Here is a 21,524-nt window from a genome sequence, read left to right as displayed (position 1 = left end):
CCGGACATACGGAGATTTTTCATGATCACCATCAAACGACTTTCCCTGGCACTTGCAGTCACCGCACTCATGGCAGGTTGCAGCTCGGGCGTCAAGCTCGACGAAACCCCGGTCACCGACGCGGGCGCCTCCAGCACGGGCCAGGGCAGCGGTGCCGGCACCGGCAGCACCTCGCAAAGCGGCATCTCGGGCGTGGACCTGACCGGCTCGGCTGCCGACAAGGCAGGTCCCCAGGGCGTCAGCCGCATCGTCTACTTCGACTTCGACAGCTACGTCGTCAAGGCCGACGCCCAGCCCCAGATCGAAGCCCATGCACGCTTCCTGAAGGCGTCTTCTGCACGCAAGGTCCAGATCGAAGGCCATACCGACGAGCGCGGCGGCCGCGAATACAACCTGGCTCTGGGCCAAAAGCGCGCCGAAGCCGTGCGCCGCTCGCTGGGCCTGCTGGGCGTGAGCGACGCGCAGATGGAAGCCGTGAGCTACGGCAAGGAAAAGCCTGCCTCCGAAGGCCATTCCGAAGACGCCTACGCGCAAAACCGCCGCGCTGAACTGTCCTACCGTTGATGAACATGCAGCGCTCCCCGATCCTGCATCGCACCGCGCTGCGCACGCTGCTGGCTGCCGGCCTGATGGCCGGCTACGCCGCCAGCGGCCATGCCGCGCTGTTCGGCGATGACGAGGCGCGCCGCGCCATCCTCGAAATGCGCCAGCGTGTCGACAGCATGCAGCAGTCGCAGCAGCGCATGACCGAGGAAAGCGCGCAAACGCGCCGTGGCCTGCTCGAACTGCAGTCGCAGATCGAGCAGCTCAAGTCCGAGCAAGCCAAGCTGCGCGGCCAGAACGAGCAGCTGCTGCGCGATGTGGCCGAGCTGCAGCGCGGCCAGCGCGACATCGCCAAGGGCGTGGACGAGCGCCTGCGCCAGTTCGAGCCGGTCACGGTGACGGTGGACGGCCAGGAATTCGCGGCCGACCCGGCTGAGAAGCGCGACTTCGAAGCCGCGCTGGCGCAGTTCCGCGCAGGCAGCTTTGCCGAAGCCGGCACGGCATTCTCGTCCTTCCTGAACCAGTGGCCCAAGAGCGGCTACGTGCCCTCGGCACGCTTTTGGCTGGGCAATGCGCAGTACGCCAATCGCAACTACAAGGACGCGATCTCCAACTTCCGCGCGCTGCTGGCGGCAGCCCCCATGCATGGCCGGGCGCCGGAGGCGGCGCTGTCCATCGCCAACTGCCAGATCGAGATGAAGGACACCAAGGGCGCGCGCAAGACGCTGGAAGACCTGATCAAGGCCTATCCCAACGCCGAAGCCACAGCCGCGGCCAAGAACCGTCTTGCCAGCCTCAAGTGATGAGCGATACGGTCTCTTCATCCCCTGCGGGAGAAGACAAGACAGCGCCTGAAGCAGGCGCTGTTTTTTCTGATGCCGACCTGCAGCGCCGCTTCGGCGGCCTGGAGCGCTTGTATGGCGTGCCGGGCGCCGCGCGCATCCGCGCCGCGCACGTCGTCGTGGTTGGCATCGGCGGCGTGGGCTCCTGGACCGCCGAGGCGCTGGCGCGCAGCGGTGTGGGCGAGCTCACACTCATCGACATGGACCATGTCGCCGAGTCCAACATCAACCGCCAGATTCACGCGCTCTCCACCACCGTGGGCCAGGCCAAGATCGAAGCCATGCGCGAGCGCATTGCCCAGATCAACCCGGCCTGCCGCGTGCACTGCATCGACGACTTCGTGGATCCGGACAACTGGCTGCGCCTGCTGCCCCAGAACGCGGACGCCGTCATCGACGCCTGTGACCAGGTCAAGGCCAAGACTGCCATGGCCGCCCATGCGCGCGCCACGCGCCAGTGCTTCATTTCGGTCGGAGCGGCCGGCGGCAAGCGCCTGGCGCACAAGGTGGACATCGAAGACCTCAGCGCCACCACGCACGACCCCCTGCTGGCCCAACTGCGCTACCGCCTGCGCCGCGAGCATGGCGCACCCAAGGAAGGCAAGCGCATCGGCATCGCCTGCGTCTTCAGCCGCGAGGCCGTCGCCCCGCCCGATGCCTCTTGCGCCATCGAAGGCGACGGCACGCTCAACTGCCACGGCTACGGCTCGGTGGTAGCCGTCACCGCCACCTTCGGCCAGTGCGCCGCAGGCTGGGTCATCGATCAACTGAGCCGCATCAAGAATTGAGGCGTAAAATTTGGTGCTAGAATCTATGTCTTCGCTGAGCAGCATCTGATGCATGCAAAGCGTGGTTCGGGTCTTTAGCTCAGTCGGTAGAGCAGCGGACTTTTAATCCGTTGGTCGCGAGTTCGAATCTCGCAGGACCCACCAAAGAACACAAGGCCTCGTAGCAATACGAGGCCTTTTTTCTTTGCTATCGAAGAAGTAGCAAGATGGGGCCGAAATTTCCAGGCCGCGTTCCGCAACTCTGGGCGTGTTCCGCAATTCGCCGAACGGGCTTCACCTTCTTGCCCACCTTGTGGCGGATGTACTGGGCGGTCATGCGCTCCGTCGTGTGCTCCAGCCGTATCCCGCCGTCGTCATCCAACGTGGTGGCGGCCGTGGCGCGCAGGCCCCGAGGCTGGAACTGCGCCTTGGGAATGCCGGCGGCATCCCGAGCGGCGTCGAAGCGGTCGCGGAGCATGTTCTTGGTCAGAGGCTGGCCGGCTTCGTTGAGCTGGCCGTGCAGGATTCGAACAAGCCGAGCATGTGTTGCGCGTGTCTGCGGGACGAGCAGGTTGTGGACCGTCTGGACACCGCGCTACGTCAATCCACTACGGAAATCTTGAGCGCGTACGCCGATGACTTGCCCTGGCGGGCGGCTGCGCGGTTGAGGAAGACACGCACACGGTAGTCACCGCTGGCGGGCAATGCACCAGTCCATGTGGGGCCGTCTGCCACCTCGCCCCGGTACAGCGCTTCCTCGCTGCCGGGCGGCAGCACGTTGAAGTAGGTGGAGGTGGATTTCGTCTCCATGTGCACGGTCATCTTCTGCCCGGCAACCGCACGCACTATGTAGTCATGCGCCTGCTCCTTGTTGCCTTGGAGCTTGCCTTGGACAGTCGCGCCCGACGTGCCTTTCTTGAAGGTCACCGCAGTGGACGGAACGTCCGCCTGGGCGATCGCCGGCATTTGTACAAGCGTGATGGCAGCGAAAAATGCAGCTGCGCAAATTCTGGAAAGCATGCTGATCCTTTCTAAGAGGCACTGATCGCCTCGCTTGCATGCAGGCTAACAGATGATTTTCCGCTTGGGCGCACCCGACGGGCGCGGTTTGCAGGAAGAACTCCGATCAGTGCCGAGGCCTGCCCTGACTGGCCCTCCCGTCGCGCCGCCCCCGCCGATGACGGTAACGGTCATGGTTGTGATGCCTGCAGGCACCGTGCAAAGTTGGGGGCCGCCAGCGGCCGTTGTTGATTTGGTGTTTCTGCTCGCATTTTTCCTCTTCCCTAGATGCCTAGAAATTGAAACGGTAATGTTTCCTGAAACTGCCGCGTGGCATCGCCCGAGAAGGTGTGGTTCTGGTCTGGGCCCAGATCCAGCTTGAGAACCTTGCCGGTTTTCTGGCTGAAGTCGAGTGCCTTGAGGTCTATCCAGAAGGTATTTGGCGTCAACGCTGATTCGAAGAAGTAGAGCTTGCGCTGGTGGTCGAAAACGGTTCTCCAGCGGGTTGACGAGATATTGGGCTCCTCGGGCGTATTCAGGCCGTAGGGCACCGAGGCGTTGCGGATCACGCTGAAGACGCTGGCCAGCGCCTTGTTGGGGTCCTGACTTTTGGGGATGGCGTTGACGTAGAAGGATGCGCGGGCAAATCGATCGGCGGCGCGATTGGTGCCGGGCAGCATGGTGGTGCCGCCCACTTGCTGCCAATAGGTGTTGAGAGCCAATTGCTGATCAAACGTCGGTGAATTGGTCATGACCTGGTATTGCCGGCCGTGATGTATCACCTGCCGGCCATTGATGTACTCGACGATGGCGCTGTCGCCGCTGGCGTCGGACATCGAGAGATGCAGCGTCGTCAGCCGGTTCTCTCCGGGAACGTTGTCGGAGACGATGGTGAAAGGTTCTTTTTCCAGCGCCGCAACGGCTTCCTGGACGGTGGCGAAGTTGTCTAGCACGTATTGCGCCCAGGCTGCAATGGTCAGGCCAGGCTTGCTGCCCGCACCGAAGGCCGGGTATTGGGACTCCACCAGCCAGAGCAGGTTGGCGTTGAGGCCGGCTTCATTGACTCCATCGGTGGTGGAGACGTCATAGCCCGAGGTGATGACGCTTCCGTATTTGGACGTCCAGCGCAACGAGTTGGGGCCTGCCTTGCCTGAGCGCTCCATTCCACGCGGGAGCACCCAGAGATTGCTGACGATGTCGCTTTTCCAATCCATGGAGCGCGCGGTGACGACCTGGCCATTCGCACCAAGAAAGACAAGGCGGGTGCAGGCCCAGGTGCCGGGCAGGGCCGTAAGGCCGGCAATTCCCATCAGCAATGCGCCCACTACGGGGTGAATCTGCAGTCTGCGTTTCTTCATGGCAACTCCTTTGCAGGCAAATGGACTGGCGCAGTGTAGTGCGTCATTCGTACCCAGGTCAGAAATGGCCGCCTTGTGAAAAGGCGGGCCGGCAAACTGGCGGTCATTGGAGATGCCGCGCATGGGCCTGCGCGCATGCGGGTGCAGAGGGCACCGCTGTCAGATGGCGTGGCTGAACATGGGGCTGGCCAGCATCGCCACCGCAAAGGAGATGGCGCAGATTGCAGACCACAGGAAGACGAGGAAGAGGTGGCGCATCGTGCAGCTCTCGGGAGTGCTTGGTGGTTCTTGCCAGTTCAATTGCGGATGCGGTTCAGAATGCGCAGCCCGAGCATTGAAAGGCGTTCCAGCAGAGGCCTTGGCTCCATGCGCAGCAGCAACAGCTGCTGGCCGCCGCGCACGGGAAAGGCTTCCAGCAGGCTGCGGTGGTAGCGGGCATCCGGGTCCGGGTTGAAGCTTTCTGTGGGAACGACTCGATGCATCTTGTATCTCCGTCATGTGATTTCGGAAGCCTTTGGGGAGCACGGCCTCTGACGGGATCTATTTCAATTGGTTTCGCGGCGTTTCCGTGCGGGTCAAGTTTGTGGCCGCATGTAGGCCGGGTCTGTACGCTGCGTATGTGTTTTGCGCACGCGCTGTGCGGCCTGTCCGCAGGTCTTCACAGGTGTGAGCAGCGCATCGGCAACGGCTTTGCGGCGGCTGGCAGTCCCTAGAATTCGGGATCCCCATCTCATTTGCCAGGAGTTCCATGTCCTCCGTTCCCACGCTTCAGATCCGGCCCGTTGCACAGGCGGACCATCAGCAATGGCTTCCTCTTTGGCAGGGCTACAACGCCTTTTACGGGCGCGCTGGCGAGACGGCGCTGCCCGAGGACATCACGCAGGCGACCTGGGAGCGCTTTCTCAATCCGCTGGAGCCGGTGTTTGCGCTGGTGGCAGAGAGCGAGGGTGAGCTGGTGGGCCTGGCGCACTACCTGTTCCACCGCAGCACCACGCGGCTGGAGCCCGTGTGCTATTTGCAGGATCTGTTTGCCGATGCAGGCCGGCGCAAGCAGGGCATAGGCAAGTCGCTCATCCGCGCGGTCTACGAGCAGGCATCCCTGGCGGGAGCGCGCCGTGTCTACTGGCAGACGCAGTCTTCCAACGAAGCGGGCCGTGCGCTGTATGACCAGGTGGCCGAGCATCGTGGCTTCATCGTCTACGGGCACGAACTCCAGGGCAGAGCCTGACGCTTTGTTGTCGGGTTGGCGATCCAGAGAAGAAACCTGTTGAAACAGCGGGTGCGCGCAGCCGATGCAGGTCCGCCGGGGGGGCTTGGCAACCCTAGAATCACGCGTTGTCCTTTCGCTGCTTGCGCTGCACCCCCATGTCCAATCTCATCGTCCACGGCGGCACGCCCTTGCGCGGCCGCGTCGTTCCTTCCGCCAACAAGAATGCCGTGTTGCCGATCCTGTGCGCCACGCTATTGACCGATCAGCCGCTGCGGCTGCATGGCGTGCCGGACATCACCGATGTGCGCAAGATCCTGGACATCTTCCGCACGCTGGGCAGCGAGGTGCAGCTGGACGAAACCACACGCACGCTGCAGTTGCATCATCGCGATACGCGCTTTGATGCATCGTCGCATCGCCTGCCGGAGGAGATGCGCTCTTCCATCATGCTGGTGCCGCCGCTGCTGGCGCGCTTTGGCGTGGCGCGGCTGGAGGACAACGTCAAGGGCTGCACGCTGGGCGTGCGTGAGATCGATCCGCACGTGGACATCTTCCGCTCCTTCGGAGGTGAGGTGGAGCGCGCCAGCGGCTCGCTGCTGATCCACAGCGCACAGCCGCTCAAGGCCGTGCGCCACTGGCTGGACTACGCCTCCGTCACGGCGACAGAGAATTTCGTGCTGTGCGCCGTGGCCGCGCAGGGCGAGTCCATGCTGACCAATGCGGCCTGCGAGCCGCATGTGCAGGAGTTTTGCCGCTTCATGGTGATGATGGGTGCCGACATCGACGGCATCGGCACCTCGCGGCTGACGGTGCGTGGCGGCGCGCCGCTGAGCGGCGGCGAGTTCACCTTCGAGGAAGACTTCCACGAGATCACCACCTTTCTCGCGCTGGGCGCGATCACGGGCGGCGATGTGGAGGTGCGCAACAGCACGCCGGACAACTTTCCGCTGATCGACCGCACCTTCGCCAAGTTTGGCGTGCAGGTGGAGCACAAGAACGGCTGGTCACGCGCGCTGCGCTCGGGGCCGCTGAAGGTGCAGACGCCGTTCACCAGCAATGTGCTCACCAAGGTCGAGGCTGCGCCGTGGCCGTACTTTCCGGTGGATCTGCTGCCCATCTTCATTGCGCTGGGCGTGCATGCGCAGGGCAATGCGCTGTTCTGGAACAAGATCTACGACGGCGCGCTGGGCTGGACGGGAGAGCTGTCCAAGTTCGGCGCCCATGTGTTTTCTTCGGACCCGCATCGTGTGGTCACCTTCGGCGGCAACCCGCTGACGCCGGCCGTGGTGGAGAGCCCCTACATCATCCGCGTGGCGATTGCGCTGTTCATGGTTGCCAGCAGCATCGAGGGCCGCTCGGAGATCCGCAACGCCACGCCGATCCGCCGGGCGCATCCGCACTTCGTGGAGAACCTGCGCAGTCTGGGCGCTCGGGTGGAGTGGACCAACGAGGAGTGATGGAAAGCGGCGATGCGCAGGCTGCTAGGCCTGCGCCGCCGCATCCGAGAATCTCTTGGCCGCCCTGAGCAGGTAGCTCACGGCATAGAGGATGGGGTCGTCCGTCTCGTCGTCGTTCACGCGGTCAATGATTTCCAGCAGGCCCTGAAGGTCGGCGGACATTTGTGGCAGCACGCTGCTGGCCAGGGCCTCCACCGGCTGCTCGGCAGCGGCGCGGTCCGCCTTGAGGTGATAGCCGCGCAGCAGGTCGCGGACACCGATCACCATGGCGCGGCTGGATCTTTCCACATGCATTTCCAGCACGCTCAGCGCTGCGCTGATGTGGCATAGCGCGTCTGTTGCCAGGGTCTCCGGGTCGGGCGGGCTGGCGACGGCCTGCGCAGGATGCACGGAGGCTGGCATGTCTGTGTCCGGCATGGTTCTGTCCTTGCGCAATGTGTCCTGGATTCAGGGCTGGTGGTTCGAGGGCGTGGATGTGGGCTTGCACAGCCCCCGGGCGGGTCGTTTCGAGTTTTATGCCAACTTGGAATCATGTCAACTAGGCATGAATCTGAATTTGCATCCGGCAGGTACCATCGCGCAATGCAACGCAAACCCTTTCCCAGCGAAACCCAGGAGCGCTTCATCGTCCGTTTTCCGGATGGCATGCGTGATCGCATCTCGGAAGCGGCAAAGGCCGGCCACCGTTCCATGAATGCAGAAATCGTTGCGCGCATACGGCGCAGCTTCGAATTGGACGAAGCCGGCGATGCCGACCAGGCCGAGATCGAGCAGGGTGCGGCGGGATTGAGAGAGGAAATTTCGCGCCTGTGCCAGTTGCTGCAAGAGCACAAGGACGCTGCGGCAGGCCTGTTCGAGGCGCACAAGGAAGCGGTGGTGGACGAGGCACTGAAACGCCTGCGCTCCGAAACAGGCATGGCGGCAGGCCGCGCTCCGGGGAAGAGATGAGGCTGTAGGCCTGAGACCACGCTCATCGTTGCCGAGCGCTGGCGCTTGTCCTTGCGGGGCGCGCTTATCGTTGCGTCGGGTCTGCAAGGATCCATCCCTTTTTTAGAAGCTCTTGCAGCAAAGGACGCAGCTATGAACACGGATCAGATCAAGGGCACGCTCAAGGATGCCGCAGGCAAGGTGCAGCAAAAGGCTGGCGAGTTGATCGACAGCCCCGAACAGCAGGCCAAGGGCATTGCCAAGCAGGTCGAAGGCACGGCTCAGAAAAAGCTGGGCGATGTGAAGGAAGCCCTGAAGGATGCGAAAAAGTAAGGCGCCCACGCTGCCTTGATGACGAACAAGCCCGCCACTCCCTGGCGGGCTTTTCTTTTCAGCGAGTTTTGACGGGCGCAAGCCCGAGCAAGGCGTTCCTTGCTTCCTTTATCAGGCGGTCTGGGGCAGCTTGCGGCCGGGGTCCGCGGCCACGTGCACACGGTCACGGCCTGCCTGCTTGGCGGAGTAGAGCAGGGCGTCGGCGCGCGTCAGCGCATCGGTCAGGGCGGTGTTGGCGGCCACGGGGGCGATGCCGAAGCTGATGGTGATCCGCTGGCCGGCTGCCAGCACATAGCCGTCCGCGCTGAGCTGAGCGCGTATGCGCTCGGCCACGCGCTCGGCCTCCTCGGGCGTGGTGCGCATCAGCAGCAGCACGAATTCCTCGCCGCCAAAGCGTGAGACCAGATCGTCGCTGCGCACATGCTGCTGCAAGGTCCTGGCCACGGCCTGCAGAACGCGGTCGCCACAGTCATGGCCCCAGCTGTCGTTGATGCGCTTGAAGTGGTCTATGTCGCCGATCAGCACGGAAACCGGCGCCATGTGCGAATCGGCCAGGCGCAGCTCGGCGGCCTCCTGGAAGGCGCGACGGTTGAGCAGGTTGGTCAGCGAGTCGTGGTTGCGCTCCTGGCGCAGCGCGGTGAAGACATCGCGCACCGTGCAGGCCAGCAGCATCAGGGTGAACAGCAGAGCAAACGACAGCGTGCTGACCAGAGTCACCAGCCAGTAGGTGGAGCGAGCAATCTCATTGAGGTCGGTGCTGCCCAGGGCCAGCACCAGCAGCGGCCGGGCGGCGGTGTAGCCGGCAAACACCACGTAGGACCAGTAGAGCATTCTCTCCAGCCAATCCTGCGGTGGCCGGCGCCGCAGCATGGCGGGCGCCGGCAGCAACTGCAGCAGGCCCAGGCCTGTGTTGAGCCAATGCACGCGTACCCACAGATCGACCTGGATCCGGCTGTAGTAGTACAGCGCGGCCAGAACCACCGCACCTATGAGCAAACCCAGCACGGGATGGGCCGAGACCCCGTAACGCCCCGCCATGCAGCGCGCAAAGCACCAGGTGCCAAACAGGTACATGGCGCCTGTGTACACGGCCCAATGGTGGAGTTGTTCGCGGGGGGCAATGCTCTGCCATGCAAGCGCCAGGGAAACCAGGGCATAGCCGCCGGCAATCCACAGCAGATAGCGCTGGCGACGCTGCACCAGCCAGCACACGGCCAGCGTGCAGCTGAGCAGCAAAATGCTCAGTGGCGCAATCAGTACATAGAGGCGATCGGTATCGAGTGACACATCCACAGCGTGTTATGCACTTGCAGGTGCGAAAGACGGCGGCTGGCAGCTTCCAAGCCCAGGCATTCAATGGCGCGGCAGCCGCAAGCGTCATTGCATTTTGCATCCGATGTCACCGGCGCTTGCCACTGCATATGCACTGTTCCGCGTTGTGCACAGCGGGTGATATCGGGTCTGCCCGCGCGCAGCCTCAAGTTCCCGGTATTTCTGACGAAAAAGCAAGTCATCTTTTCCGGATTGATGGGCCATGTCGATATGGCGGGGCTTTTCACCGGAAGACGGCCGGCGCTAGTGCGCGTGGCCTGTTGTTTCACCTTTCCTCTGTTCAGTTTTTCCGACGAGAGTTCTACGAATGAAATTTGATCAATGGAGCGTGTCCGCCAAGCTTTGGGGCACGCTGGGCGGCTTGTTGGCGATGATGCTTGCGGTATCGCTGTGGGCACAGTTTGCGGCGGCCCGCGCCATGGACCAGGGCATGCAGACGCTATCCGAATATGAGAACCGCATCGGTCTGGCCATTCAATGGAAGGGCGCAACGGAAACCACGGGCGAGCGGGTGCTGGCCAGCAATGCCTCCACCGATGAGGAATTGACGCGCCTGCTCGACGGCCGGGTCAAGGAGGGCTCTGGCCTGATCACCAAGCTGCAGGCCGAGATCGTCAAGGGTGCCAGCGAGGCCGACAAGGCTGCGCTGGAGCGCATCGCCAGCATCCGTGCCGAGGTGCTGGCGCTGAACAAGCGGGCCCGCGAGATCAAGTTGACGGGCGATGCCGCGGCGTTCCGCGAGTTCGTCCAGCAACAGTACCTGGGTGCCATCGGCCGCTATGTGGACTCGCTGGAAGTCTTCGTGCAGCTGCAGCGCAGCCAGCGCGATGCGGCCATGGAGCAGGCCCAGGCCGCGCGCCAACAGGCCAGTGTGCTGGCCTGGATTGTCCAGGGCGTGGTGCTCCTGGCCGGACTGGCGCTGGCCTTCGTGCTGACGCGTGCCATCACGCGTCCGCTGGAGCGAGCCGTGCAACTGACCGATGCCATTGCGCAGGGCGACCTTACCGTGTCTGCCGAGGACAGCCGCAAGGACGAATTCGGTCATCTGCTGCGCTCGGTCTCGGGCATGGCGGCACGGCTGCGTGGGCTGGTGACGGAGGTGCGTGACAGCGTGCACTCGATCTCCACTGCATCCACCGAGATTGCCGCCGGGAATCACAACCTATCTTCGCGCACCGAGCAGACGGCGTCGAACCTGGAGGAAACAGCCGCCAGCATGGAGCAACTGACCGCGACCGTGGGCCAGGCCGCCGACACCGCGCGCCAGGCCAATCACCTGGCCGGCAGCGCCGCCCAGGCGGCCGAGCGCGGGGGCGCCGTGGTGGGCCATGTGGTGGCCAGCATGGACCGCATCAGCGACAGCGCACGCCGCATCTCAGACATCATCGGCGTGATCGACTCCATTGCTTTCCAGACCAACATCCTCGCGCTCAATGCCGCCGTGGAAGCGGCCCGCGCGGGTGAGCAGGGCCGTGGCTTCGCTGTCGTGGCTGGCGAAGTGCGGGCCCTGGCCCATCGCAGCGCAGAGGCCGCCAAGGAGATCAAGGGGCTGATCAGCACCTCGGTCGATGCCGCGCAGGAAGGCTCTGCCCAGGTCGCCCAGGCCGGCCAGGTGATGGATGACATCGTGGGCAGCGTGCGCAAGGTCTCGGACATGATTGGCGAGATCACGGCGTCTTCCACCGAGCAGCGCGACGGCATTGGCCAGGTCAACCAGGCCGTCAGCCATCTGGACCAGATGACGCAGCAAAACGCTGCCCTGGTGGAGGAGTCCGCAGCGGCAGCGGCCGCACTGAGCGACCAGGCGCAGCGCCTGTCGGGCATGGTGGCCGTGTTCAAGGTTGGCAACGCTGTGCCAGCCCTGCGATAGCGCGTGCAGAAAAAAAGGACCGCCGGGGGCGGTCCTGTTGCAGAGAAAAGCCGTGGCCCTTGCGGGCCTGCCAGGGTAAGTCAGTGAGAGGGGAGGGAGGAGATAGTCTCCCTGGCTCGGCTGGAAAATGGTTCGTGGTGGTGGCGGATTGCTCCAGTGGCCGTTGGTGCCTTGCCGTTGCGTGACGGGATGCCCATGGCTTGCGGGTGCTGCAATGAAGTGGGCATCATGATTTTGGAGAGTGCAGGTGTAGGACAGTTCCCTGTGCGATACCTGCTGTTTCCCTTGTTGTGATTGCTTGGGTACCGAAACATGCAGGCACCTTTCGGCTCACACATCAGCACTACATTGAAGAATTTGTAACTTCTGGGCAATAGGGTTAACCCCTTGCTTCTGGCAACAAAAAGCCCGCACTTGGCGGGCTCTGTCGCAACTTCGTGGCTGCCGGAGGGCGTGGCAGGCCGCATCTCATATGGCGAAGGGAGTGCGGTCCTTGCCTTCAATCCAGCGGGGCTGCTTGCCGCGGCCGGTCCAGGTCGCACCGGTGGCGGGATCGCGGTACTTGGGAACGCCGACCACGCGGAAACCAGCGCCAGTCTTGGCTTTGGACGAGGGAAAGACATCGGCCTCGGTCAATCCGTATTGGTCGATGATGGTGCGCACCTGGGCAATGGCTCCGGACTTTTCGGTCTTGAGCACTTCGGCGATCTGGGCTTCGAGCTGGGCTTTCTGCTGCAGCAGTGTCTTGTAGTCTGTGGTCATGTATATCAATGAATGTTGATCTGCCAATATAAAGGAATCCGGGAGAGCTTTTGGCAAAGTGAGCCTACACTGCCGCGCAACACCCGGATGACGACAGGCGTATTGTCAGAGAGCCTGTTTGAGAACAGGTTCCCATGTTGCCTGAGTCTAGGCGAGTCTGACGCTGATTTTTGTGGCGTATGGAAACCGGGTCATCGCATCTGCCACCGCTGCGCAGGTGCTGGGAAACAGGGCCGTGTAGCAGGCGCCGGCCACTTTGATGATGCATCGCTTCATGTTTCTCTCCCCTTGAATGACAGGTCTGCCTGCTTATCGGCATCTTTGCATCAAGATGAAACATTTTGTATCCTGCTCCCTGCCGATCCTGGTCAGGGGCCTTCATGGATCCATGGCAGTCCAGGAAGGGCAAGAAAAGGCCGCATGGTGCACCCCAAAAATATGAGGGAGGGAAAAACACAGGGTGCGCGGCGCAAACGGCAGGACCCTGGTGCAAGGCCCTGGCGTTTGCGACAAAAAGATCCCGCCTGCAGGGCGGGAAATGTCTGTGTTACAAATTGACACTATAGCATGCATCCGTCCAGGATGTGACGATAACTTGCAAAAACCTGACGACTCAGGCCCCGGTGGCGTTGCGAGCAAAGCGCTGCTTGCTCGAAGGGGGCAGCGGATCACCTGCAGCCAGGAAGCGTGCAATTGCAAGGGCAAGTACGCACTCTTTGAGCTCTGGCGGCCGGTGTGTCTCGGATAGGCTCGGTGGGCATCCACAGCCCTCGTTTTTGCCTTTACTACGCATCATGTTTCAAACACTTCGTGCCCGCCTGATCCTCATCTGCGTGGCAATCACAGTGGCCGCGCTGTTCGCGCTGTCCATGGCCACCTTCTGGACGGCGCGCGGCAGCACGCTGTCCGGCATCGACGAAAACATCGGCCAGCTCACGCAGGCCCATGCAGCCGCATTGACCGACTGGGTCCAGGACAAGCAGCGCATCACCGGCTCGCTGAAAACGGCGGTGCAACAGCCTGACCCGATTCCTTTCCTGCTGGCAGGCCAGCAGGCCGGCGGCTTCGATGACGCCTACTTCGTGCATGCGGACAAGCGTGCCGTGTTCACCCATCCCATGCCGGAGAACTACGACGGCACCCAGCGCGACTGGTTCAAGCAGGCCGTGCGGGAAGGCCGTCCGGGCGTCACGCCGGCCTACGTGGACGCCAGCACGGGTGAGCTGACGATCAGCTTTGTCGATCCGGTCGGGGCCTCGGGCGCGATCACGGCCGTCGTCGGCACCGATGTGCGGCTGGCGGCCATGTCCAGGAAAGTGGCGGCCATACGCCCCCAGGAAAAGAGCTTCGCCTTTCTGATGGACGGCGAAGGCCGTCTGCTGGCCTACGCCAGGCCCGAGCTGGCGCTCAAGCCCGCTTCGGCGATTGCACCGGAGCTCGATGCGGCCATGATCAAGCGCCTGGCCGAGCAGGGCGGACGTGCCGACCTGGTGCTCGATGGAGAGCCGCAGATGGTCTATGCCGCCAAGGTGGAGGGCACGCCCTGGACGCTGGCCGTGGTGATCGACCGCGCACAGGCCACGCATTCCGTAAGCGCGCTGCTGCAGGTGGCCGCCTTCATCACCGCGCTTTCCGTGCTGGGTACGGCCGTGCTGTTGACCGTGGTGCTGCGCCGGATGCTCATGCGCCTGGCCGTGGCGCGCGATGCCTTACAGGACATTGCTTCCGGCGAGGGCGATCTGACCCGCCGCCTCACGGCGGCAGGCCGGGACGAACTGGCGCAGATCGGCCAGTCCTTCAATCAGTTCGTGGACAAGATCGCCACGGTGCTGCTGCGCATTCGCGAATCGTCGGAATCGGTGCGCATGGCGTCGGCCGAGATCGCGGGCGGCAACCAGGACCTGTCGTCACGCACCGAGCAGCAGGCCAGCTCGCTGGAGCAGACGGCAGCCGCCATGGAGCAGATCACGGCAACCGTGCAGCAAAACGCGGCCAATGCCCGTCAGGCCAGCGAGCTGGCCACCAGCGCCTCGCAGATCGCCACGCAAGGCGGTGAGGCCGTGGGCCAGGTGGTGCAGACCATGGGTGGCATCGAGGCGTCGGCACGCAAGATCGAAAGCATCATCGGCGTGATCGACTCCATCGCCTTCCAGACCAACATCCTCGCGCTCAATGCTGCCGTCGAAGCGGCCCGCGCCGGCGAGCAGGGCCGTGGCTTTGCTGTGGTCGCCAGCGAGGTGCGCACGCTGGCCCAGCGCAGCGCCACGGCGGCGCGGGAGATCAAGGCGCTGATCGACGATTCCGTGGGCCAGATCGACACGGGCAGCCGGCTGGTGCGCAATGCGGGCACCACCATCGACCAGGCCGTGGACGGCGTGCGCAAGCTCAGCACGCTGGTGGCTGAGATCAGCAACGCCAGCCAGGAGCAAAGCCGTGGCATTGCCGAGGTGGGTAGCGCCATTGGACAGATGGACCAGGTCACGCAGCAGAACGCCGCCCTGGTGGAAGAGGTCACGGCGGCTGCGCAATCGCTGCAGCAACAGGCCGTGCAGCTGGCCCAGGCCGTGGCGGGCTTCAAGCTCGACGAAGGAAACGGCGCCCGCCGCCTGCGCTGAGCGCGGGCAAAACGCCGAGGCGGCGCCTGGTGTCAGGCCGCCTTGGCGCTCCCGGAATGCTCGCAGGCAAAGGCCGGTGTACCGGCCTCGTCCGGCCGCTCGCCCGCCACGAAATACCGGTCCCGGCCGCTGGCCTTGGCCTGGTACAGCGCCGTGTCGGCCGTGCGCAGCAAGGCGCTCAAACCCAGCGGAGGCTGGGCCATGTTCGTGCAGGCGATGCCAATGCTCAGCGTGGGGCAGATGGTTGCGCCATCGCTTGTCTCGATGCGGATTTCGCGCGTGGCTTCGCACAGCCGCTGGGCCACGGCGCTGGCCGTGGCGCAGTCGGCGCCAGGCAGCAGCACGGCGAATTCCTCGCCGCCCAGGCGGCCTATGAGTTCATGCGGGCGCAGCGCCTGCGACAGGCGGGCCGAGACTTCCTGCAGCACCCGGTCGCCAGCGGCATGGCCGTGGCGGTCGTTGGTGTGCTTGAAGTGGTCCAGGTCCAGCATCAGCATGGCGCCCGACTGGTGCTCGCGCTGCAGGCGCTCCAGCGTGCGCTGAGCGCGCTCCAGAAAGCTGGTGCGTGCCAGCAGGCCGGTCAGCGCATCGTGGTTCACTGCATGGCGCAGTTTGCTGAGCATGTCCTTGAAGGCCATGAGCGTGCAGGCCACGGCCAGCGGGCCTATGGACAGCATGGCCAGGCCCAGGCGGAACGAGAACGTGGTCTCCAGTTCGGAACTGGGCGAGGTGAGCAGTACATCTGAAAATGTGGCCAGCTTGATGGCACAGCTGGCGAGGTTGAGCAGGGCGACCACGAACAGCCGGTAGCGCATGGCACACAGCAGCATGGCCGGCATGCTCAGGGACAGCGCGCCCGGCCCGCCCAGGTAGATGGCAATGGCCTCGGAGATCACCAGGGCCAACAGCGGCAGCAGGGCCTGCACGATCTGCCTGAACGGCTGGCCACGCCAGGACAGCGGCTCCAGGCTTGCTGGAAAGCTCAACAGAACGGGCAGCAACAGGGTCATGTGCATCAGCTCGCTGCTGAACCACATGGCCATCATGGGCTGCCAGGGCCAATGCATCAGCTGGTGCATGCCCACCGAGCCCAGCACGGCGCCGACCACGCTCACAAGCAGGCTGCACATCACCAGGTGCAGCACCGATGAGGGGGAGCGCATCTGCCGCACCCGCAGCGGCAGGCGCCGCATCATCACCCAGCCGCAGGCCACGGCTGCCAGATCGGCGAAAGTCAGCCACAGGGTCTGGTCAAGCGGGCTGCCCGACAACCATTCGGCCAACGCCATGGCCACGGCGGCCGCCGTCCAGCAGTGTCTATGGCTGTAGGCGGGGCTGCGCAGCATCCAGCCCAGGAGCAGGGCGTTGGACAGCCACAGAGATGACAGATGCCCCGGAGAGCGCAGGCCCAGCGCCACGGCCGAGCACAGAAACAGCACCCCGCCCAGCACAAAGCTGTCCCGCCAGGGCGTTGCAGCTTGTGAAATCCACGGATCTCCAGATACGGCGCGATATGACATATGTCTCCCCTGTGGAGACTGAATGGAGGCACCGGACACTGCGCGCGTTCGTCGGGCATGCCGGGCATGCCCTTGTCATGGGGAACGAGCGGTCCGGCGGGCAGCGGGAAATCGGAAAACCCTCCTTTGGCGTGCTGCGGCAAGCCGCGTAACTGCGGGCAGGCCCTGCGTCGGAAGCCGACGGATGCGGGGTAACTTGAGTTCACAAAATTTACGCCTGCGGGGCCAATCTAGCGGAAATGCATGTATTTGCAAGTACTGATCCATCATGCGTGCTGCGCCTTCCCAAGCGATTTGCCGTGTTCCGTCGAGCCCGGCCAATACGGCCGCGGGCGGCAGCCCTGCCCGCGGAGCAGCGTCGCCAAAGGAAGGATGGGATGCATGCTAAGTATTTATGCGATGTCCCAGCCGGGTGACATGCAGCGGCGGAGCATCGGGGTGTGTCGGGGGATTTGTAATTAGTTACTTTTGTTTCTGATAGCCATTACTCTTGCCTGGTGGTGCCCATGTGCCGTCGCTGCTGGGCGATGCGGGATGGGGATGCACTCCAGATGCGGCGGTTTCGGATGAAACGAGGATCTTGTTGATGAAAGCGACGATTTGCAGCGCATAGAATTGCCGGATTGGTGGATATATCTGCCGAAATGTTGAACACGTCCGAGCCGCCGCCATAGGCTCTTGCCGTTGACGTCCAGGGAGCTGCATGGAATACCGTCTTGATGAAACCGACCGCCAACTGCTGCGCCTGCTGCAGACCAATGCGCGGGCTTCCACCGCGCATCTGGCCCGGCAGATGAATCTGGCGCGCACGACGGTGGTGGCCCGCATTGCCCGGCTGGAGCAGGAAGGCGTGATCGCCGGATACGGCGTTCGCCTGGGTGCGCGCGTGGAGCAGTCTGCGGTGCGCGCGTACTGCGGCATTCGCGTGCAGCCCAAGACGGCCACTTCGGTGATGCAGGCGCTCAACCGTTTCACCGAAGTCGAGGAGGTCTCCGCCGTCAGCGGCCAGTACGACTACATGGTGTTCGTGCGCTGCGAGAGCAACGAAAAGCTCGACGCGCTGCTGGACCGCATAGGCCTGATCGACGGCATACAGCAGACCTATACCTCGGTGGTGCTCAGCCGCAAGATCGACCGGCGCATGACGGCGGCGCTGAGCCAGCTGGCTGAATCTGCCGCCTGAGTCTTCTGCCCGTGCCGGCCGATGGAGAGCCGGGTGGCTGTCCGCATCGACTGTCGGGCATCAGACATTTCCTAGTGAAACTGCCGGGTAGGCAGTGCCTTGCCTCGCTCCTATGCTGATGCGGGCCCCGTGGCAGACCGGGGCCTTTGTGTACGCATAACACCAGGAGACAAAGCATGCACCCAGCGCTTCGCAGTGGATGGAAACCCTTGTCATTGATAGCCCTGGCCGCCTTGGCGGCCTGCGGCGGTTCGGGAGACGGCTCCGGCAGCAAGTACAGCGCGGAGATCCGCCGCACGGAGATGGGCATTCCGCACATCAAGGCCAAGGACTGGACGGGCCTGGGCTATGGTGCGGGCTATGCCCAGGCGCAGGACAACCTGTGCACCATGGCCGACTCCTTCCTGACCTACCGCGGGGAGCGTTCGCGCCACTTCGGCGGCGATGCCCAGGCCGTCTATGACAGCACCATCGACCGGCCGCGCAACATCGATTCGGACTTCTTCTTCCGCCATGTCGTCTCCGATGACGCCGTGGCCGCCATGATCCAGGCCCAGCCCGACAAGCTCAAGCAACTGGTCGATGGCTTCGTGGCCGGCTACAACCGCGTGGTGCGCGAGACCCCGGCCGGGGCCAAGACCAATGCGGCCTGCGCGGGCCAGCCTTGGGTGCAGGCCATCACGGCCCAGGACATCTGGCGGCGCATGTATACGGCCAATCTTGCCGGCGGCTACAGCAATTTCGTGGCCCAGATCGCCAATGCCGTGCCGCCTGCAGCAGCTGCGGCGGCAACGGCCTCGGCCAAGCCGGCGAAGGGCCGGTCGGCCGCGACGCAGCTGGCCGCGCTCAAGCCGGGCCAGGTGGTGGCGCCATCATTGCAGGTGGGCGGCACCACGGGCATAGGCAGCAACATGTACGGCTTCGGCCAGCAGGCCACGGGCGGCAGCAGCGTGCTGTTCGGCAATCCGCACTGGTACTGGAAGGGGCCGGACCGCTTCTACCAATCGCAGCTCACGATTCCGGGCGAGATCGACGTCAGTGGCGCCAGCTTCCTGGGTATCCCGATGGTGCTGATCGGCTTCAACAACGACGTGGCCTGGAGCCACACCGTGTCCACGGCGCGGCGCTTCGGCCTGTTCATGTACCAGCTGGCGCCCAATGATCCGACCCGCTATGTGCGCGACGGCAAGACCGAGGCCATGCAGGCCAGCAGGATCACGGTGAGCGTGCGCAATGCCTCCGGCGGGCAGGACCAGGTCACGCGCACGCTGTACAAGACCGTTCACGGCCCCGTGGTCAACCTCGGCGCCATGGACCCGGCGCTGGGCTGGACCACGCAGAGCGTGTTCGCCATCCGCGACATCAACGCCTACAACTACCGCACCTTCCGCAACTGGCTGCGCTGGAACCAGGCCAAGTCGCTGGACGAGTTCATCCGCATCCAGAAGGAGGAGTCGGCCATTCCCTGGGTCAACACCGTCGCTGCGGGACGCGGCAACGCCCAGGTCTGGTATGCCGACATAGGCGCCGTGCCCAACGTGCCGCCCGCGCAGCTGCAGGCCTGCGCCACGCCGGCCTCGGCAGCCATCAACGCGGCGCTGCCCCAGGTGCCGGTGCTGGCCGGCGGCAGCAGCCAGTGCGACTGGGGCTCGGATGCGGATTCGGTGCAGGCCGGCGCCATCGGCCCGGCACGCATGCCCAGCCTGCTGCGTGGCGACTACGTGGGCAACATGAACGACAGCTACTGGCTGTCCAATGCCTCGGCACCGCTGACCGGCTATCCGGCCATCTTCGGCTCCACCTCTTCTGCCCAGAGCCTGCGCACGCGCCTGGGCCACACCATGGCGCTGCAGCGGCTGGCGGGCACGGACGGCTATCCGGGCAAGCTGGCCACCAGCGACATCGTTCGCCAGATGGTGCTGGACAGCCGTGTGTACAGCGCGCGTTTCAAGGACGAGGCATTGGCCCAGGTCTGTCCAGGCCCCGTGTCCTCGGCGGGTGAAACGGTGGACGTATCGGCTGCCTGCACGGCGCTGCAGGCCTGGGACGGCACGGGCACGGCGGCATCCAGGGGCTCCCATGTCTGGGACGAGTTCTGGAAGCGCGTGGCCAGCCAGGTCAAATCGGCCGACCTGTATGCCGTGCCCTTCGATGCGGCCGACCCCGTCAACACGCCGCGCGGCATCAAGCCCACGGCCAAGGCGGCGCTGCAAAAGGCGTTCGCCGAAGCAGTGAAGGCCGTGCAGGCCAGCGGCTTTGCCATGGATGCGGCGCGTGGCACCGTGCTGTTCTCGCAGCGTGGCGGAGAGAAGACGGCGCTGTATGGCGGATGCGGCGAGGTGGGCTACTTCACCATCACCTGCTCGGAAAACAAGATAGAGCAGGGCGGCTACAGCATGGACGGGCAGCCGCACGGCAACAGCTACATGCAGGTGGTGAGCTTCCCGGCGGCCGGAGTGGAGGCCCATACCTTCCTGACCTTCTCGCTGTCCGACGATCCTGCCTCGGCCCACTATGCGGACTACACCAAGGCCTACGGTGCGCGCCAGTGGCTCAAGCTGCCGTTCACCGACAGCGCCATCCAGGCCAGCCCGGCCTACAAGACGCAGACCGTGAGCGAGTGACATCCGCTGTCCGGCGTGATGCAGTGCCCGCCTGAAGGGGTTGCATCCGGCATGCAATGCAAACGGGGGCCCAGGCCCCCGTTTCGCTTGACTGGTTGCCTGGCTCAATCCACCACGACGCGGGCCTGGCCCGCTTCCATGCGGCCGACGATGGTTGCATCGCCAAAGCCCTGTTCGGCAAACAGCGCAAGCACCTGGTCCGCCACATCGGGCGTGCACGATACGAGCAGGCCGCCCGAGGTCTGCGGATCGGTCAGCAGCGCGCGCTGGGCATCGGTGATGCCGGCGCCCAGCACCACCTGCGTGCCATATGAGGCCCAGTTGCGGCCCGAGGCGCCCGTAATGACGCCCTGCTCGGCAAAGCCCTGCACCGTGGGCAGCACGGGCAGGCTGCGGCTGTCGATGCGCGCCGTCAGGCCCGCGCCGCGTGCCAGTTCCAGGCCGTGGCCCAGCAGGCCGAAGCCCGTCACATCGGTCAGCGCGTGCACGCCGTCCATCTTGCCCAGCGCCGTGCCGGGGCGGTTGAGCAAGGTGGTTGCCTCCACCATGGCGCGGTAGCCGGCTTCGTCCAGCAGGTTCTTCTTGAGCGCGGCCGACAGAATGCCCACGCCCAGCGGCTTGCCCAGGATCAGCACATCGCCGGCCTTGGCGTCGGCGTTGCGTTTCATCTGGCGCGGGTTGACGATGCCGATGCCCACCAGGCCGTAGATGGGCTCGACCGAGTCGATGGAGTGGCCGCCGGCCAGTGGAATGCCGGCATCGCGGCAGACCGACTCGCCGCCTTCCAGGATCTTGGCAATGGTGTCGTGCGGCAGCACATTGATGGGCATGCCCACGATGGCCAGGGCCATCAGCGGCTGGCCGCCCATGGCGTAGATGTCGGACAGCGCATTCGTCGCGGCGATGCGGCCGAAGTCATACGGATCGTCCACGATGGGCATGAAGAAATCCGTGGTCGCCACGATGGCCTGCTCGTCGTTGATGCGGTAGACGGCGGCGTCGTCAGCGGTCTCCGTGCCCACCAGCAGGTCCGGGAAGAACTGCTTGGGCAGCGCGCTCTTGCCGATCAGCTCCGCCAGCAGGCCCGGCGCGATCTTGCAGCCGCAGCCGCCGCCATGGGACAGCGAGGTGAGTCGGGGAGCTTGGGAGGTGTCTGTGGTCATGGAGCAATCCGGCGAACGG

The 21,524-nt window shown here is 64.4% G+C and carries 21 protein-coding genes and 1 tRNA gene; 12 read left to right on the top strand and 10 right to left on the bottom strand.

Annotation, left to right across the window (positions count from 1 at the left end):
- Positions 1–21: 21 nt before the first annotated feature.
- The 4 genes from pal (at position 22) to ACF8LI_RS13190 (ending at position 2,317) form a co-directional block, all read left to right on the top strand.
- Entirely contained in the window at positions 22–564 is a 543-nt protein-coding gene (pal, locus tag ACF8LI_RS13205; protein ID WP_016446824.1) for a peptidoglycan-associated lipoprotein Pal, read from the top strand.
- The gene (gene ybgF, locus ACF8LI_RS13200; RefSeq protein ID WP_034363943.1) at positions 564–1,346 is read left to right on the top strand and encodes a tol-pal system protein YbgF; all 783 of its coding nucleotides are present in this window, start codon (positions 564–566) and stop codon (positions 1,344–1,346) included. Before pal ends, ybgF begins: the two co-directional genes overlap by 1 nt.
- Complete coding sequence (locus ACF8LI_RS13195) at positions 1,346–2,173, top strand: ThiF family adenylyltransferase (RefSeq protein WP_046987597.1); 828 nt, start codon at positions 1,346–1,348, stop codon at positions 2,171–2,173. Before ybgF ends, ACF8LI_RS13195 begins: the two co-directional genes overlap by 1 nt.
- Positions 2,174–2,241: 68 nt before the next feature.
- Positions 2,242–2,317: transfer RNA gene (locus tag ACF8LI_RS13190), tRNA-Lys, on the top strand.
- Positions 2,318–2,360: 43 nt separating this feature from the next.
- Here ACF8LI_RS13190 and ACF8LI_RS13185 read toward each other — a convergent pair.
- From ACF8LI_RS13185 to ACF8LI_RS13170, 4 genes are all read right to left on the bottom strand, one after another.
- The gene (locus ACF8LI_RS13185; RefSeq protein ID WP_227740759.1) at positions 2,361–2,630 is read right to left on the bottom strand and encodes a hypothetical protein; all 270 of its coding nucleotides are present in this window, start codon (positions 2,628–2,630) and stop codon (positions 2,361–2,363) included.
- A 122-nt stretch (positions 2,631–2,752) separates the two neighbouring features.
- Positions 2,753–3,172, bottom strand: a complete 420-nt coding sequence (locus ACF8LI_RS13180) for a hypothetical protein (protein ID WP_026062346.1) — start codon at positions 3,170–3,172, stop codon at positions 2,753–2,755.
- A 263-nt stretch (positions 3,173–3,435) separates the two neighbouring features.
- The gene (locus ACF8LI_RS13175; protein WP_392413000.1) at positions 3,436–4,509 is read right to left on the bottom strand and encodes a linear amide C-N hydrolase; all 1,074 of its coding nucleotides are present in this window, start codon (positions 4,507–4,509) and stop codon (positions 3,436–3,438) included.
- A gap of 296 nt (positions 4,510–4,805) precedes the next feature.
- Positions 4,806–4,991 carry a hypothetical protein gene (locus tag ACF8LI_RS13170; RefSeq protein ID WP_017405224.1) on the bottom strand — a complete coding sequence of 62 codons (186 nt, stop codon included), beginning with the start codon at positions 4,989–4,991 and terminating at the stop codon, positions 4,806–4,808.
- 266 nt (positions 4,992–5,257) lie between these two features.
- On the opposite strand from ACF8LI_RS13170, the gene ACF8LI_RS13165 reads away from it, so the two are divergent.
- Both ACF8LI_RS13165 and ACF8LI_RS13160 read left to right on the top strand, forming a co-directional pair.
- Positions 5,258–5,737 carry a GNAT family N-acetyltransferase gene (locus tag ACF8LI_RS13165; protein WP_074923362.1) on the top strand — a complete coding sequence of 160 codons (480 nt, stop codon included), beginning with the start codon at positions 5,258–5,260 and terminating at the stop codon, positions 5,735–5,737.
- A gap of 137 nt (positions 5,738–5,874) precedes the next feature.
- Complete coding sequence (locus ACF8LI_RS13160) at positions 5,875–7,176, top strand: UDP-N-acetylglucosamine 1-carboxyvinyltransferase (protein ID WP_016454857.1); 1,302 nt, start codon at positions 5,875–5,877, stop codon at positions 7,174–7,176.
- A gap of 24 nt (positions 7,177–7,200) precedes the next feature.
- Here ACF8LI_RS13160 and ACF8LI_RS13155 read toward each other — a convergent pair whose 3' ends face one another.
- A complete protein-coding gene (locus ACF8LI_RS13155) occupies positions 7,201–7,593 on the bottom strand; it encodes a hypothetical protein (protein WP_061287565.1) in 393 nt (130 codons plus the stop codon).
- 165 nt (positions 7,594–7,758) lie between these two features.
- Between ACF8LI_RS13155 and ACF8LI_RS13150 the strand changes: the two genes are divergently transcribed.
- Complete coding sequence (locus tag ACF8LI_RS13150; RefSeq protein WP_047218175.1) at positions 7,759–8,124, top strand: Arc family DNA-binding protein; 366 nt, start codon at positions 7,759–7,761, stop codon at positions 8,122–8,124.
- A 132-nt stretch (positions 8,125–8,256) separates the two neighbouring features.
- Entirely contained in the window at positions 8,257–8,436 is a 180-nt protein-coding gene (locus ACF8LI_RS13145; protein WP_016446836.1) for a CsbD family protein, read from the top strand.
- Positions 8,437–8,547: 111 nt separating this feature from the next.
- On the opposite strand, the gene ACF8LI_RS13140 is transcribed toward ACF8LI_RS13145, so the two are convergent.
- Positions 8,548–9,723 carry a diguanylate cyclase gene (locus tag ACF8LI_RS13140; RefSeq protein ID WP_239009385.1) on the bottom strand — a complete coding sequence of 392 codons (1,176 nt, stop codon included), beginning with the start codon at positions 9,721–9,723 and terminating at the stop codon, positions 8,548–8,550.
- Positions 9,724–10,075: 352 nt separating this feature from the next.
- On the opposite strand from ACF8LI_RS13140, the gene ACF8LI_RS13135 reads away from it, so the two are divergent.
- Complete coding sequence (locus tag ACF8LI_RS13135; RefSeq protein ID WP_016446838.1) at positions 10,076–11,638, top strand: methyl-accepting chemotaxis protein; 1,563 nt, start codon at positions 10,076–10,078, stop codon at positions 11,636–11,638.
- 468 nt (positions 11,639–12,106) lie between these two features.
- On the opposite strand, the gene ACF8LI_RS13130 is transcribed toward ACF8LI_RS13135, so the two are convergent.
- Positions 12,107–12,400 (bottom strand): H-NS family nucleoid-associated regulatory protein, encoded by a 294-nt coding sequence (locus tag ACF8LI_RS13130; RefSeq protein ID WP_016446839.1) that lies wholly within the window; start codon positions 12,398–12,400, stop codon positions 12,107–12,109.
- A gap of 147 nt (positions 12,401–12,547) precedes the next feature.
- Positions 12,548–12,676: a hypothetical protein gene (locus tag ACF8LI_RS13125; RefSeq protein WP_016446840.1), complete on the bottom strand. Its 129-nt coding sequence runs from the start codon at positions 12,674–12,676 to the stop codon at positions 12,548–12,550.
- A 518-nt stretch (positions 12,677–13,194) separates the two neighbouring features.
- Between ACF8LI_RS13125 and ACF8LI_RS13120 the strand changes: the two genes are divergently transcribed.
- Positions 13,195–15,015, top strand: coding sequence for a methyl-accepting chemotaxis protein (locus tag ACF8LI_RS13120; RefSeq protein WP_392412997.1), 1,821 nt, complete (start codon positions 13,195–13,197; stop codon positions 15,013–15,015).
- 32 nt (positions 15,016–15,047) lie between these two features.
- Here the strand turns inward: ACF8LI_RS13120 and ACF8LI_RS13115 are convergent, their stop codons facing one another.
- Positions 15,048–16,535: a diguanylate cyclase gene (locus tag ACF8LI_RS13115; RefSeq protein ID WP_047218173.1), complete on the bottom strand. Its 1,488-nt coding sequence runs from the start codon at positions 16,533–16,535 to the stop codon at positions 15,048–15,050.
- A gap of 703 nt (positions 16,536–17,238) precedes the next feature.
- Here ACF8LI_RS13115 and ACF8LI_RS13110 point away from each other — a divergent pair.
- Both ACF8LI_RS13110 and ACF8LI_RS13105 read left to right on the top strand, forming a co-directional pair.
- Positions 17,239–17,718, top strand: coding sequence for an Lrp/AsnC family transcriptional regulator (locus ACF8LI_RS13110; protein ID WP_016446843.1), 480 nt, complete (start codon positions 17,239–17,241; stop codon positions 17,716–17,718).
- 176 nt (positions 17,719–17,894) lie between these two features.
- The gene (locus ACF8LI_RS13105; RefSeq protein WP_392412995.1) at positions 17,895–20,342 is read left to right on the top strand and encodes a penicillin acylase family protein; all 2,448 of its coding nucleotides are present in this window, start codon (positions 17,895–17,897) and stop codon (positions 20,340–20,342) included.
- 104 nt (positions 20,343–20,446) lie between these two features.
- Here the strand turns inward: ACF8LI_RS13105 and selD are convergent, their stop codons facing one another.
- Entirely contained in the window at positions 20,447–21,505 is a 1,059-nt protein-coding gene (selD, locus tag ACF8LI_RS13100) for a selenide, water dikinase SelD (RefSeq protein ID WP_392412994.1), read from the bottom strand.
- Between the last annotated feature and the right edge of the window lie 19 nt (positions 21,506–21,524).

The organism is Delftia sp. WSY_12, from assembly GCF_043104645.1.
Classification (GTDB): Bacteria; Pseudomonadota; Gammaproteobacteria; order Burkholderiales; family Burkholderiaceae_C; genus Comamonas; species Comamonas tsuruhatensis.
The sequence above is the reverse complement of the archived record's forward strand: the minus strand, read 5'-3'. Positions and strand labels throughout refer to the sequence as shown.